The sequence below is a fragment of the Mycoplana sp. MJR14 genome (assembly GCF_029210525.1).
Classification (GTDB): domain Bacteria; phylum Pseudomonadota; class Alphaproteobacteria; order Rhizobiales; family Rhizobiaceae; genus Mycoplana.
The window spans coordinates 167349-180434 of sequence record NZ_JARGEO010000009.1 but is presented as its reverse complement, the minus strand read 5'-3'; the positions used below and the strand labels follow the sequence as shown (position 1 = coordinate 180434).

Below are 13086 nucleotides of genomic sequence, written 5' to 3'. Positions count from 1 at the left end.
CATCGCCATGGAACTTGGCCTTCACACCTTTGCTGACGTCGATCCCGCCGCCGCCGATCGCGGCAGGGAAGGGGAGCGGCGTCTGCGCGAGCTTCTGGAGGAGATCGAGCTTGCCGACCGGGTCGGGCTCGACGTGTTCGGGATCGGCGAGCACCACCGGCCGGACTACGCGGCCTCGGCGCCGGCCGTGATCCTTGCGGCGGCGGCTGCGCGGACGAAGTCGATCCGACTCTCCAGCTCTGTGACCGTGCTGTCGTCGGACGATCCGGTGCGGGTCTTCCAGCAGTATGCGACGCTCGACCTGCTCTCGAACGGGCGGGCCGAGATCATGGCCGGCCGCGGCTCGTTCATCGAGTCCTTTCCGCTGTTCGGCTACGATCTGGAGGACTACGACAAGCTGTTCGAGGAGAAGCTCGAGCTGCTCCTGGCGATCAACGACAGCGAGAAGGTGTCCTGGAGCGGCGAGACCCGGCCGCCGATCCCCGGGCTCGGCGTCTATCCGCGGCCGCTGCATGGCCGGCTGCCGATCTGGATCGCCGTCGGCGGCACGCCGCAATCGATCGTGCGCGCCGCAGTGCACGGCCTGCCGCTGGCGCTTGCGATCATCGGCGGCACGCCCGCGCGCTATGCACCGCTGTTCGATCTCTACCGCGAGGCGGCGAGCCGTGCCGGGCGGGATCTCTCGACGCTGAAGACCAGCATCAACGTGCACGGCTTCGTCGCCGACACCTTCGCGGCGGCGGCCGACCAGTTCTTCGGGCCGCAGACGGCGGTGATGAACCGGATCGGCGCCGAGCGCGGCTGGGGGCCGACGAGCCGGGCGCAGTTCGATCTTTCCACCGGGCCGGAGGGGCATCTGTTCCTCGGCGATCCGGAGACGGTGGCTGCGAAGATCGTCGCCCATCACCGGCTCTTCCGCAACGACCGCTTCGTGCTGCAGATGGCGATCGGGCTGATGCCGCACGAGCAGGTGATGCGCGGCATCGAGCTCTACGGCACGAAGGTGGCGCCGCTGGTGCGCGCGGCGCTCGCCGGGAGCGCGCCGGAAATCTGAGGGCATGGCCTCCGCCGCTCCCCCGTGATATGGAGCCCGCCGAAAGCGAGATACGATGACCCTCAACAACGACGAAGACCTGCGCGGCATGCAGGCGATCGGCCGCCTGTGCGGCAATGTCCTGCAGCACATGGGCGCGTCGCTGCGCCCGGGCATGACGACGGCCGAGCTCGACCTGATCGGCCGGCGGATGATCGAGGAGGCGGGTGCCCGCTCGGCGCCGGAAAGCTGCTACGAATTCCCCGGCGCCACCTGCATCAGCGTCAACGAGGAAGTCGCGCACGGCATCCCGGGCGACCGCGTCATCGCCGAGGGCGACCTCGTCAACATCGACGTCTCGGCCGAGCTCGACGGCTACTTCGCCGATACCGGCGCCTCGTTCACCGTCGGGCGCGTCGCGCCGAACGTCGACCGGCTCTGCCGCGACGGCAAGCGGGCGCTGTGGGTCGGGCTGAAGGAGGTCAAGTCCGGCCGGCCGCTGTCGGCGATCGGCAACGCGATCGGCACCTTTGCCCGCAAGAACCGCTATACGCTGATCACCAACCTCGCCAGCCACGGCGTCGGCCGCTCGCTGCACGAGGAGCCGTCGGAGATCGCCACCTGGCCGGATCCGCGCGACAAGCGGATGATGACGGAAGGTCTCGTCTTCACGGTCGAGCCGTTCCTGTCGCTCGGCGCCAACTGGGCGGAGAACGGCGACGACGACTGGACGCTCTACAGCGATCCGCGCGCGCCGACGGTCCAGTTCGAGCACACCGTGGTGGCGACGAAGAACGGCCCGCTGATCCTGACGCTGCCGGGCTGAGCTTCGGGCGCGCGCCGCGCCTTCAGAAATAATCGTCGATCGATCAGTTTTAGTCGTTTGACGCTGTGTGCTGCGCTGCAATACGACGGCGTCATGCTGCAATCTGCCAAACCGCTCCATCCTCATCCCGTCCTCGTGGCGCTCGCGGGAGGGCTTTCGCTCGCCTCCCTGATGGGGTTCGGCCGGTTCTTCTATACGCCCGTCCTGCCCGCCATGATGGCCGACCTGCATCTCGACCCGGCGCAAAGCGGGCTGATAGCCGCTGCCAATTTCGCCGGCTATCTCGCAGGCGCCGTGCTGGCGGCCTATGGCTGGGCTGCCGGGCGCGAGCGGTCGCTGGCGCTCGCGGCCCTGGCCGCCAATGCGGTTCTGCTCGCCGCGATGGGGCTCGTCTCGACCATCCCCGCCTTCGTCGTCATCCGCTTCCTCGCCGGGCTTGCCAGCGCGCTTGGCATGGTCTTCACCTCGGCGATCGTCCTGTCGCACGGACTTGCGGCAGGGGACCGACGCGTCCCCGTCGTCTATTTCTCCGGCGTGGGGGCGGGGATCGCGCTGTCGTCCCTGCTGGTGATGGGGCTTGCGTCGCTCCATCCGACCGGATTGGCGGGCTGGCGCCTGGACTGGTTCGTCGCTGCCGGCTTCGCCGCGCTTGCCGTTCTCGCAATCGGACCCTTTCTGCCGCGCGGCGGCAGGGGCGGTCCGGCCCGACCCGAGCCGCCGCTTCTCTGGAGACGGCCGCTCGTCGCGCTGACCTTGAGCTACGGGCTGTTCGGCATCGGCTATGTGGTCACCGCCACCTTCATCGTGGCGATGGCCCGCGAGGGCGGCGGCGGCCGGCTGCTCGAAGGGCTCACCTGGTTCCTCACCGGCCTCACGGCGATGCTGTCGCTCTTTGCCTGGAAGGGGCTCGACCGCACTCTCGGCATCCTCGGGGTCTACCGTGCGGCGCTGGTGATCGAGGCGGCCGGCGTTGCCGCAACGGTCCTGCTGCCGCCGCCGGCCTCCGTGCTCGTCGGCGGCTTCCTGCTCGGTGCGACGTTCATGGTGGTCACCGCCTATGGCCTCCAGCTCGGCCGCACCATGGCGCCGGAGAGCCCGCGCCGGTCGCTCGCGATGATGACGGCCGGCTTCGGCGTCGGCCAGATCGTCGGGCCGCTCGCTGCCGGCTGGCTCGCTGGTCTCTCGGGCGGCTACGGCCTGCCGAGCCTGCTCGCCGCCGTCGTGCTGGCGATCGCTGCGCTCGCAACGCTTGCCGCCGGCGATCACGCGATGATTAAATAACGGTAATCCACGGCCTCGGCGATTGTTGCTGTGCGGAAACTGCTTTAGTTTCCGCGCGAACCGGAGCGGAGCAACCGTTCCCGCAACGAGAGACGATCGCCTTGTTCCATTCCTTCTTCCCCGAGCCGAAAAAGTTCTTCCTGTCCGCCCTGATCTGGACGTTCGTGGTCGTCGCGGTCTGGTACAGTGTCGGCGAGAGCCTCGGCGCCTCGTTCGGCCTGCCGCCGCTGCCGCCCGGACAGGAGGTGCCAATCGGCCTCGGGCACTTCTTCACCACCGCCTCGATCTGGTTCTATCTCTATTTCATAGCCTCGATGGCGATCTTCTGCGGCTTCTGGCATATCCGCGCTACCGACCAGCCCTGGCGGCTGTGGTCCGTCTGGGGCTCGGCCTTTCTGATCTTCACGGTCTATTTCTCCGTCGATATCAGCGTTGCCGTCAACAACTGGCGCCGCCCGACCTATGACCGGATCATCGAGGCGCTCAAGGCGCCGAACACGGTCAGCTATGACGAACTCTACGGCTACGCCTTCATCTTCTTCCAGCTCGCTACGATTTCAATCATCACCGGCGTGCTCATTGCCTTCTTCACCAGCCACTACGTGTTCCGCTGGCGCAACGCGATGAACAATTTCTACATCTCGGTCTGGCCGAAGGTGCGCCACATCGAAGGTGCCTCCCAGCGTATCCAGGAGGACACGATGCGCTTCGCCAGCACGGTGGAGGGGCTCGGCATCCGCTTGGTCGACAGCTTCATGACGCTGATCGCCTTTCTTCCGGTCCTGCACGCCTTGTCTGCCAGCATCAAGGAACTGCCGATCGTCGGCGCCATTCCCTATCCTCTGGTGACGGCGGCGATCTTCTGGTCGATCTTCGGCACGGTTCTTCTGGCCGTGGTCGGCGTGAAGCTGCCGGGGCTGGAATTCCGAAACCAGCGCGTCGAGGCGGCCTACCGCAAGGAACTCGTCTATGGCGAGGACCATGTCGAGCGGGCTCAGCCGCTGGCGGTGCGCGAGCTGTTCGACAACGTCCGGAAGAACTATTTCCGGCTCTATTTCCACTACATGTATTTCAACGTCGCCCGCTACTTCTACCTTCAGACGGACGTCATCTTTTCGCTTTTCCTGCTGATACCATCGGTTGTCGCGGCCACCATCACCTTCGGCCTGATGCAGCAGATCCAGGGTGCCTTCTCGCAGGTGACCAGTTCGTTCCAGTACCTCGTCAACTCCTGGCCGACCGTGATCGAGCTGATCTCGATCTACAAGCGCCTCAAGGCGTTCGAGGCGGCGATGGACGACAGGCCGCTGCCGTCGATCGACGAGGAGTTCATCGCCGCCGGCGGGGTCGAGGAGATGGCGCAGTAGTCCCGCGCCGGCAGCGTCAGAGCGTTTGGGAGGCGGCCTCGGCCGCCTTCGTCCGTTTTGCCAGGATGTCCATGGCCTCGCGCTGGCTGACGCAGGCGACGCCGGGCTTGCTGCAGACCTCGGAGAGGAAGCGATCGAGCGCGCGCCAGTACGCGCCGCCGTTCATCTCCACGAAATGAAAACCGAGCTGGAGCGGGATGCGCTCGCCGGAATACTGCTTTTCGAACGCGGCACGGTAGGCGGAAAGCGCGCGCTCCTCGAATTTTGCGCTGTGCTTCTTGTCCTCGATGCCGAGCGAATGGCGGACGAACAGGTTGTAGTCCATGCCGATCACCGGCTTGGCGGAGGGGCCTTCCGGAATCAGCGGCAGGGAAAAGTGCACGAGGCCCTCGCTCTCGCCGGGCAGGACCGGGCCCTTCGACACCTGGCTTGCATCGTAGCGGAAGCCGAAATCGCGAAGCGCCGCATTCAGGGAGGATCCGGCGGCGAGATAGGGGGCGCGGAAACCGATGATCTCCTTCTCGGCGAAATTGCGCCATTCCAACGGCTCGCGCTCGGGCACGCCGGCGTTCTGCCAGGCGTCGCGCAGCGTGTTGCGGAAGAAATCGAACTCCTGCTTCCAGTCGTCGGCGCTCCATTTCGCGCCGTCGAAATGGCCGCAGGCATGGCTGCCGATGTCGTGCCCCTCGGCGCGCGCCTGCCAGATGTGTTCGAGCCGGGTGACGACGTCGGCGTTGTCGGGCGCAAAGCCGACGTTCGACTTGCCGCGCGGCTGGTGCGGCGCCTGGTAGCTCTTGCGGTTCTCCTTCGTCATCAGGAAGGTGCAGGAGAGGAAATAGGTGAAATGGGCGCCGGTGCGCCTCGCCATCTCCCGGCTCTGCGTCCACAGCCGGTTGTCGTGCGCTCCGTCGAAGGAGACGACGACCAGTTGCACGGGCCTGTCGTCCACCGGATCCTCCGGGGACTGGGCAAGGGCCGGAAAGCCGGCCAGGGAAAGGGCAAGGACGGTCGAAAGACTTGATCGAAACATGGGCACCGCGACAATTTGCAACGGGCCTTCATCGGTTGCGAATGCGGCAAAGCCGTGATGACACTGGAATTTGACCGATAGCGGCGCTATCCCAGCGGGGCGGTCCCCTGACCGCATTTCAATGACGAAAGGCGGAACTTCATGACTTTGCTTGTTGCCGGCATTGTTCTCTTCATCGCGACGCACCTCGTTCGACCGTTCGCGCCCGGCCTTCGTGCTGCCGCAATCGGCCGTCTCGGGATGCCGGCCTTCATGGCGATCCACGGCATCGTCTCGCTTCTGAGCGCGGTGATGATGGTCTACGGCTTCGCAGAGGCGCGCTGGAACGGCGGCACGATGCTCTACTATCCGCCGGCCTTCATGGCGCACATCACGCTGACCCTGATGCTGATCGCCTCGATCTGTCTGGTCGCGGGCTTCCTGCCGGCGGGTCATATCCGCACGAAGCTGAAGTTCCCGCTGCTCGTCGCCATCAAGATCTGGGCCCTCGCACATCTGCTCGCCAACGGCGAGAGTTACTCGGTGGTGCTGTTCCTGGCGATCCTCGCCTGGGCGGTCGTCCTGCGCATCTCGCTGAAGAGGCGGATCGCGGCGGGCGAGACCAAGCTGCCGGTCTTCGTCTCCGCCCGCTACGACCTGATCGCCATCGTCCTCGGCCTGGCGCTCTATGCGGCGATCGTGCTGAAACTGCACGAGCTCTTCATCGGCGTGGCGCCGCTGGCCTGAGCCGTTTCGCCTATTGCCTCCGTGGCGGCGGCGCGAAATCGCGCTGCCCCCTTACAACGCGCCAAAAATCGGGTAGAAGCGCGAAAAACAAACTCACGAGTGAAAGCCGGAACCGATAATGGCAAACCAGGACGACAGCTTTATCCGCGAAGTCAACGAGGAGCTTCGCTCCGACCAGGTGCGCGCCTTCTGGCGGCGTTTCGGCCGGGTCCTCATCGCTGCCGCCGTCCTCGTCGTCCTCGGCACGATCGGCAAGGTCGGCTACGAATACTGGCGCGACCGCGAGGCCTCGGCCGCCGGCGACAAGTTCCTTTCCGCGCTGACGCAGATCCGCGAAGGCAACAGGGACGAGGGCCAGAAGCAACTGGCCGCCCTCGAGCAGGAAGGTTTCGGCGCCTATCCGGTGCTGGCGCGCCTGCGTTCGGCCTCGCTCCTGGCGGAGGGCGGCGATGCCGCCGGCGCGGTCACCGCGTTCTCGGCGATCGCCAACGACGGTTCGGTGCCGCAGGCGATCCGCGATGCCGCCCGGCTGCGCGCGGCCTACCTGCTGGTCGACACCGGTACCTACGAGCAGGTCGCCGCCGAAGCCGAGCAACTGACGAACGCGGCGAACCCGATGCGCCATTCGGCGCGCGAGGTGCTGGGCCTGTCGGCCTACAAGGCCGGCGATTTCGCCCGCGCCAAGGAATGGTTCGAGCAGGTCGTCAACGACGCCGAGGCGCCGCGCAACCTTTCCAACCGCGCGCAGATGCTGCTCGACCTGATCGCCGCCAGCGGCAAGGCCTCCTGACGCCGCGCACCGCGCGGCTCGAACCCGGAACGGAACGTCCCATGAGCTTCACCGTCGCCATCGTCGGGCGCCCCAATGTCGGCAAGTCCACGCTGTTCAACCGGCTGGTGGGCAAGAAGCTCGCGCTGGTGGACGATACGCCCGGCGTGACCCGCGACCGCCGGCCCGGCGAGGCGAAGCTCGTCGACCTGCGCTTCCGCGTCGTCGACACCGCCGGCCTGGAGGAAGCCGCCCCCGAGACGCTGCAGGGGCGCATGCGCGCGCAGACGGAAGCGGCGATCGACGAGGCCGACCTCTCGCTCTTCATCGTCGACGCCAAGACGGGGCTGACCCCGGTCGACCAGGCGCTCGCCGAGATGCTGCGCCGGCACGGCAAGCCGGTGGTGCTCGTCGCCAACAAGTCCGAGGCGCGCGATTCCGACGCCGGCTTCTACGAGGCCTTCACGCTCGGCCTCGGCGATCCGACGCCGATTTCCGCCGAGCACGGCCAGGGCATGCTCGACCTGCGCGACGCCATCGTCGCCGCCCTCGGCGAGGAGCGCGCCTTCCCGCCGAAGGAGGACGAGGCCGTCACCAATGTCGACGTGCCGCAGACGGCTCTCGGCGCAGAGGACGCGGCGGAAGAGGAGGAGCCCGCCTACGACGAGACGAAGCCGCTCAGGGTGGCGATCGTCGGCCGGCCGAATGCCGGCAAGTCGACCCTGATCAACCGCTTCCTCGGCGAGGACCGGCTCCTGACCGGGCCGGAGGCCGGCATCACCCGCGATTCGATTTCCGTCGAATGGGAATGGCGCGGCCGCACCATCAAGATGTTCGACACCGCCGGCATGCGCCGCAAGGCGAAGGTGCAGGAGAAGCTGGAGAAGCTCTCGGTCGCCGACGGCCTGCGCGCGATCCGCTTCGCCGAGACCGTCGTCATCGTCTTCGACGCGACCATCCCGTTCGAAAAGCAGGACCTGCAGATCGTCGACCTGGTGCTGCGTGAGGGCCGGGCGGCCGTGCTCGCCTTCAACAAGTGGGACCTGATCGAGGACCCGCAGGCCGTTCTCGCCGACCTGCGCGAGAAGACCGACCGGCTGCTTCCCCAGGCGCGCGGCATCCGCGCCGTGCCGATCTCCGGCCAGACCGGCCGCGGGCTCGACAAGCTGATGCAGTCGATCATCGACACCGACCGCGTCTGGAACCGTCGCATCTCGACCGCCCGGCTCAACCGCTGGCTGGAGGCGCAGCAGGTCCAGCATCCGCCGCCGGCCGTCTCCGGCCGCCGGCTGAAGCTGAAGTACATGACCCAGGTGAAGGCCCGTCCGCCGGGCTTCATGATCTCGTGCACGCGGCCCGAGGCGCTGCCGGAATCCTACGTCCGCTACCTGACGAACGGTCTGCGCAACGATTTCGACCTGCCGGGCGTGCCGATCCGCATCCATTTCCGCGCCTCGGACAATCCCTATGCCGGAAAGGCGAAGAAGAAGCGCTGAGGGCTACCAGAGCGTCAGCTGGGGCAAGCAGGCGGCGATCTTCTGATCCTTGCTGACAAGCACCATCGGCTCTGTCAGCGCTTGTGCGATCAACAGCCTGTCAAACGGATCCGAGTGCTCGATGGCGAGTTTGCCGACGGCAACGACGTGTGCCGGCGTGATGTCGAGCAGCGCGAAGCCCGTTTCGTGAAAGAACGTCAGAGCGGCCTCCGCATCGAAAGGCGGCGCCTGCTTTCTTCCGAGACTGAATTTGATGGCGATTTCCCAAAGGCTCGCCACCGATACGAATATCTCGTTGCTCGTGTCGGCGATGGCTTCCGCCACAGATCCCGACAGCCTCTCAGGAGAGGCGACCGCCCAGACGGCGGCGTGTGTGTCGAGAAGCAGCCTCATTCAGGCTTGACGCCGAAAAGCTCCGCGACCTCAGCGTCGAGTGCATTGAAGTCTTCAAGTTCCATTGGGGGAAATTTGCCTGCCATCAGGCCCAGCCGCCTCTGCGTGGGTTTTGCCTCCGAGATTGGAACGATGCGGGCAGCAGGGCGACCATTGCGGGCTATGATGACCTCGCTCTCCACCCCTCTCTCGACATCACTCACCAGCTTTGAAAGGTTCGTCTTGGCGTCCAGCATGTTAACAGTCCGCATCGGATGGCTCCTTAGCTAACTCTGGTCAATATAGTGCTTCACGACAGGTGCGACAAGGTCTCTCAGCCCGGCAGCTTCTCCCGCGTCACCAGCGCGCCGTGGTGCTGGATGACGGATGCCGCCACGTCGGCGGCGAAGCGGGCGGCTGCGACAGCGTCGCCGGTTGCGACATAGCGGGCGAGGAAGCTGCCGTTGAAGCTGTCGCCGGCGCTGGTGGTGTCGACGATCTTCTCCACCTTGGCCGAGGGAACGTGCGCGGTCGTGCCGGCAAGGGCGAGGGTGGCGCCATCCGCACCATCCTTGACGATGATGTCGGGCACGCCGAGCGCCCGATAGCGGGCGATCGTCGCCTCGATGGAGGCGTCGCCGAAATGGGTCGCCTCGTCGTCGAAGCTCGGCATCACGAGCGAGGCGGCGCGTGCGCCGTCGATGATCGTCGCGCGCATGCGCTCGGGCGTTTCCCAGAGGCGGGGGCGGATATTGGGGTCGAAGGCGACCAGCTTGCCGGACGCCCGGGCGCGGCGGAGTTCTGCCAAGAGCGTGTCGACGTCCTCGGGCGACAGGATCGCCAGCGTGATCCCGGAGAAGACGATGACGTCCGACGCCTCGATCGCCGCCCGCAGCCGCTCGGCATCGCGGGCCAGAAGCTTGGCCGCGGAGACCGAGCGCCAGTAGGAAAAGCTGCGTTCGCCGTCGTTCAGGTGGATCATGTAGAGGCCCGGCGAGCGACCCTCGATGCGGGCGATATGGCCGGTGCCGACGCCGTGGCCGGCCATGAAGGCCAGCATCTCCTCGGAGATCATGTCGCGGCCGACGGCGGTGAAATAGTCGACCGACCAGTCGGCGGGCAGGTACTGGCGGGCGTAGTAGGCGGTGTTGAAGGTGTCGCCGGCGAAGCTCTTGCGCATCAGGCCGCCATCCGCCTGCATCAGTTCGACCATGCATTCGCCTATCGCGAGCAGCTTGCCTGCCATGAAGTCCGCCTCCCTATCTGCGTCGGAAGGAGGAGATACTGTCAAACAGAGCACGGGGCAAGGCGATGCGACCGTGCTCGGCGCGGCCCTTTCCGGGGACGTGGACCCCATAGTCCGTCGCAAGGCGTTGCAGCTGCCTGTCGAGCCGGGCCTCGAAATCATGGGCGAGGAGCTTCGGCGCAATCGCGAGGATGAAGAGACCGGCGCCCGGCGTTTCGTCGCCCGACTGGAAGTCGGGGGCGTCGAGCGACCAGTTGGCCCCCGTCAGCCCTGCCGCGAGCACCTCGACCATCAGCGCGATGTTGGCGCCGCGCGGGCCGCCGAAGGCGAGAAGCGCGCCCTTGATGGCCGCGTTCGGGTCCAGAGTCGGGCGACCTTCCGCGTCGAGCGCCCAGCCTTCGGGGATGGTCCCGCCGCGCTCCGCCGCCTCCCGGATCCTGACGAAGGCCGTGGCGCTCGATGCCTGGTCGATCACGAGCGGCAGGCCGTCCGCGCGCGGGGCGGCGAAGGCGAGCGGATTGGTGCAATAGACCGGCCGGGTGCCGCCGGCGCCGGCCATCAGGGCCGGGCCGTTGGTGGCGGCAAGGGCGACGAGACCCTCCGCGGCAAGCCTGGCCGCATACCAGCCCAGTTCGCCGGTCGTGAAGCTGTTGTGCGAGGCATAGGCCGTCAGGCCGAAGATGCGGGTCTTGGCGACCAGTTCCTCGAAGGCCATGTCGAAGCCGAGCTGGGCGATGCCGCCGCCGCAATCGCATTTCATCAGCGCGGGGACCGGCGAGGTGAGCAGCGGTTCGGCGCGGCCGTCGATGCGGCCGCGGTCGAGCGCGTCGAGATAGTCCGGCAGGTGGGCGAGGCCGACCGCCCGCTTGCCGGCCGCCTCGGCGGCGACGACCGCGCCAGCCAGCGAACGTGCAAGCGCTTCGCTGGCGCCGGCCCGCAGCAGCGCGTCGGCGGCGAGCGTGGAGATCTCGGCGAGCGTCAGGGAGATGGTGCGATCAGCCATGCGGTCGCCTCCGGGGATGGGCAGGCGTTTTCGTTCGGGCTCCCCGGGCGGCGCGCCGCCCCAGGGCAAGAACGGCTTTGCTCCGGTCCCGTTCCGCGCCATCATCAAGCCCCGAGCCACCGGCGTCAACCGCGGGATGCACGCGGGGTGCACAAGGGATGCACACTGGACGCACGAGGGGAACGGCCTTGGGAAGGCCGCAACGGCATCGAGCGGGCGCTGCCGTTTGGCTGTTTACGCGTCCCGTCCTGCCCGCTACACATTGAGGCGCATCATTTCCGGGAGTTCTCCATGGCCGCTTCGCAGACGTCCGCAGCCGACTGGTGGCGCGGCGCGGTGATCTACCAGGTCTATCCGCGCTCGTTCCAGGACACCACCGGCGACGGCGTCGGCGACCTGAAGGGGATCAAGCAGCGGCTGGGGCACATCGCGTCCCTCGGCGTCGATGCGATCTGGCTGTCGCCGTTCTTCAAGTCGCCCATGGCGGACATGGGCTATGACGTCTCCGACTATTGCGACGTCGATCCGATGTTCGGCTCGCTCGCCGATTTCGACGACATGCTCGCCGAGGCGCACCGCCTCGGGCTCAAGGTCATCATCGACCAGGTGATCTCGCACACTTCCGACCAGCATCCCTGGTTCAGGGAAAGCCGATCCAGCCGCGACAACGACCGGGCCGACTGGTACGTCTGGGCTGAGCCGAAGAAGGACGGGACGGCGCCGAACAACTGGCTTTCGGTGTTCGGCGGGCCGGCCTGGGAATGGGACGGCGTGCGCCGCCAGTACTACATGCACAACTTCCTCACCTCGCAGCCGGACCTGAACTTCCATAACCCGGACGTCCGGGCGGCGGTGCTGAAGGCGATGCGCTTCTGGCTCGACCGCGGCGTCGACGGGTTCCGGCTCGACACGGTCAATTACTATTTCCACGACGCCAGGCTCCGGGACAATCCGCCGCACGAACCGGACAGCGACGAGGCCGGGCTCGACGCCCCGGACGTCAACCCCTACGGCATGCAGTCGCACCGCCACGACAAGACCCAGCCGGAAAACGTCGGCTTCCTGAAAGAGGTGCGTGCGCTGCTCGACGGCTACGAGGGGCGGACCACGGTCGGCGAGGTCGGCGACGGGGCGCGGTCGCTGAAGACGGTGGCGGAGTATACGAGCGGCGGCGACAAGCTGCACATGTGCTACACCTTCGACCTGCTGGGGCCGGATTTCTCCGCGCCCTATATCCGCAAGTGCGTCGAGGGCTTCCAGAAGGCGGTGACGGACGGCTGGGTCTGCTGGGCCTTCTCCAACCACGACGTCGTCCGCCATGTCAGCCGCTTCATCGAGGCGCCGGAGGAGCGCGAGCGCGTGGCGCGGCTGGCGATGACGCTGCTGGCGACGCTGCGCGGCACGATCTGCCTCTACCAGGGCGAGGAACTGGGCCTGCCCGAGGCGGAGCTCGCCTTCGAGGATCTGCGCGACCCCTACGGCATCCGCTTCTGGCCGGCCTTCAAGGGCCGCGACGGCTGCCGAACCCCGATGCCCTGGAGTGCGGAAGAGGCGCATGCCGGCTTCAGTTCCGGCCGGCCGTGGCTGCCGGTGCCGGAAGAGCACGCGCGGCTTGCCGTCGACGCGCAGGCGAAGGTCGCGGGCTCGGTGCTGAACCACTATCGCGACACGCTCGCCTTCCGGCGGGCGCATGCGGCGCTGCTGGACGGGGACATGGTCTTCGTGAAGTCCAACCAGGACATCCTGGCATTCACCCGCGAGAAGGGGGCGGAAAAGCTTCTGTTCGTGTTCAACCTGACGCGGGAGAAGGCGGAGTTCTCCCCGCCGTCCTCGATCAAGCTCGGCGACAGCGTCGCCGTGCCCGGCTTCGGCGGCAGGCTTGTGGACGGTTCGATCGCGCTCGCGCCGCTGGACATGGCCTGCGTGCGGCTCTGAGG

The 13086-nt window shown here is 67.0% G+C and carries 13 protein-coding genes; 8 read left to right on the top strand and 5 right to left on the bottom strand.

The window, feature by feature from the left end; translation table 11 throughout:
* Positions 1-7: 7 nt before the first annotated feature.
* The 4 genes from P0086_RS19725 to sbmA all read left to right on the top strand — a co-directional run bounded on the left by P0086_RS19725 (position 8) and on the right by sbmA (position 4507).
* The gene (locus P0086_RS19725) at positions 8-1054 is read left to right on the top strand and encodes an Atu2307/SP_0267 family LLM class monooxygenase (RefSeq protein WP_148655733.1); all 1047 of its coding nucleotides are present in this window, start codon (positions 8-10) and stop codon (positions 1052-1054) included.
* A gap of 55 nt (positions 1055-1109) precedes the next feature.
* Positions 1110-1859, top strand: a complete 750-nt coding sequence (map, locus tag P0086_RS19720) for a type I methionyl aminopeptidase (protein WP_148151066.1) — start codon at positions 1110-1112, stop codon at positions 1857-1859.
* A gap of 93 nt (positions 1860-1952) precedes the next feature.
* Entirely contained in the window at positions 1953-3140 is a 1188-nt protein-coding gene (locus tag P0086_RS19715) for a YbfB/YjiJ family MFS transporter (RefSeq protein WP_275788637.1), read from the top strand.
* Between the two features lie 101 nt (positions 3141-3241).
* On the top strand, positions 3242-4507 hold the full coding sequence (gene sbmA / locus P0086_RS19710; RefSeq protein ID WP_275788635.1) for a peptide antibiotic transporter SbmA: 1266 nt from the start codon (positions 3242-3244) through the stop codon (positions 4505-4507).
* Positions 4508-4523: 16 nt separating this feature from the next.
* Here the strand turns inward: sbmA and P0086_RS19705 are convergent, their stop codons facing one another.
* Positions 4524-5537, bottom strand: a complete 1014-nt coding sequence (locus P0086_RS19705; protein ID WP_275788632.1) for a polysaccharide deacetylase — start codon at positions 5535-5537, stop codon at positions 4524-4526.
* Positions 5538-5678: 141 nt separating this feature from the next.
* On the opposite strand from P0086_RS19705, the gene P0086_RS19700 reads away from it, so the two are divergent.
* From P0086_RS19700 to der, 3 genes are all read left to right on the top strand, one after another.
* Positions 5679-6263, top strand: a complete 585-nt coding sequence (locus P0086_RS19700; protein ID WP_275788629.1) for an NnrU family protein — start codon at positions 5679-5681, stop codon at positions 6261-6263.
* A gap of 118 nt (positions 6264-6381) precedes the next feature.
* On the top strand, positions 6382-7053 hold the full coding sequence (locus tag P0086_RS19695) for a tetratricopeptide repeat protein (RefSeq protein WP_112606525.1): 672 nt from the start codon (positions 6382-6384) through the stop codon (positions 7051-7053).
* Positions 7054-7094: 41 nt separating this feature from the next.
* Positions 7095-8528 (top strand): ribosome biogenesis GTPase Der, encoded by a 1434-nt coding sequence (gene der, locus P0086_RS19690; protein WP_275788625.1) that lies wholly within the window; start codon positions 7095-7097, stop codon positions 8526-8528.
* Between the two features lie 3 nt (positions 8529-8531).
* Here the strand turns inward: der and P0086_RS19685 are convergent, their stop codons facing one another.
* The 4 genes from P0086_RS19685 to P0086_RS19670 all read right to left on the bottom strand — a co-directional run bounded on the left by P0086_RS19685 (position 8532) and on the right by P0086_RS19670 (position 11149).
* Entirely contained in the window at positions 8532-8921 is a 390-nt protein-coding gene (locus P0086_RS19685) for a type II toxin-antitoxin system VapC family toxin (protein ID WP_148189440.1), read from the bottom strand.
* Positions 8918-9172, bottom strand: a complete 255-nt coding sequence (locus P0086_RS19680) for a type II toxin-antitoxin system prevent-host-death family antitoxin (protein WP_148151071.1) — start codon at positions 9170-9172, stop codon at positions 8918-8920. The genes P0086_RS19685 and P0086_RS19680 overlap by 4 nt, the downstream gene beginning before the upstream one ends.
* Positions 9173-9234: 62 nt before the next feature.
* Complete coding sequence (locus P0086_RS19675) at positions 9235-10146, bottom strand: sugar kinase (protein WP_275788619.1); 912 nt, start codon at positions 10144-10146, stop codon at positions 9235-9237.
* Between the two features lie 13 nt (positions 10147-10159).
* A complete protein-coding gene (locus P0086_RS19670; RefSeq protein ID WP_275788616.1) occupies positions 10160-11149 on the bottom strand; it encodes an Ldh family oxidoreductase in 990 nt (329 codons plus the stop codon).
* A gap of 291 nt (positions 11150-11440) precedes the next feature.
* Here P0086_RS19670 and P0086_RS19665 point away from each other — a divergent pair, with 291 nt between their 5' ends.
* Positions 11441-13084, top strand: a complete 1644-nt coding sequence (locus P0086_RS19665; RefSeq protein WP_275788614.1) for an alpha-glucosidase — start codon at positions 11441-11443, stop codon at positions 13082-13084.
* Positions 13085-13086 lie beyond the last annotated feature (2 nt).

Excerpts from the sequence above, each read along its gene's own strand:
- P0086_RS19715 (WP_275788637.1), top strand. The coding sequence starts at position 1,953 with ATGCTGCAATCTGCCAAACCGCTCCATCCTCATCCCGTCCTCGTGGCG.
- der (WP_275788625.1), top strand. The coding sequence starts at position 7,095 with ATGAGCTTCACCGTCGCCATCGTCGGGCGCCCCAATGTCGGCAAGTCC.
- P0086_RS19705 (WP_275788632.1), bottom strand. The coding sequence starts at position 5,537 with ATGTTTCGATCAAGTCTTTCGACCGTCCTTGCCCTTTCCCTGGCCGGC.
- P0086_RS19700 (WP_275788629.1), top strand. The coding sequence starts at position 5,679 with ATGACTTTGCTTGTTGCCGGCATTGTTCTCTTCATCGCGACGCACCTC.
- P0086_RS19680 (WP_148151071.1), bottom strand. The coding sequence starts at position 9,172 with ATGCGGACTGTTAACATGCTGGACGCCAAGACGAACCTTTCAAAGCTG.
- P0086_RS19725 (WP_148655733.1), top strand. The coding sequence starts at position 8 with ATGGAACTTGGCCTTCACACCTTTGCTGACGTCGATCCCGCCGCCGCC.
- P0086_RS19665 (WP_275788614.1), top strand. The coding sequence starts at position 11,441 with ATGGCCGCTTCGCAGACGTCCGCAGCCGACTGGTGGCGCGGCGCGGTG.
- P0086_RS19695 (WP_112606525.1), top strand. The coding sequence starts at position 6,382 with ATGGCAAACCAGGACGACAGCTTTATCCGCGAAGTCAACGAGGAGCTT.
- P0086_RS19670 (WP_275788616.1), bottom strand. The coding sequence starts at position 11,149 with ATGGCTGATCGCACCATCTCCCTGACGCTCGCCGAGATCTCCACGCTC.
- P0086_RS19675 (WP_275788619.1), bottom strand. The coding sequence starts at position 10,146 with ATGGCAGGCAAGCTGCTCGCGATAGGCGAATGCATGGTCGAACTGATG.
- P0086_RS19685 (WP_148189440.1), bottom strand. The coding sequence starts at position 8,921 with ATGAGGCTGCTTCTCGACACACACGCCGCCGTCTGGGCGGTCGCCTCT.
- map (WP_148151066.1), top strand. The coding sequence starts at position 1,110 with ATGACCCTCAACAACGACGAAGACCTGCGCGGCATGCAGGCGATCGGC.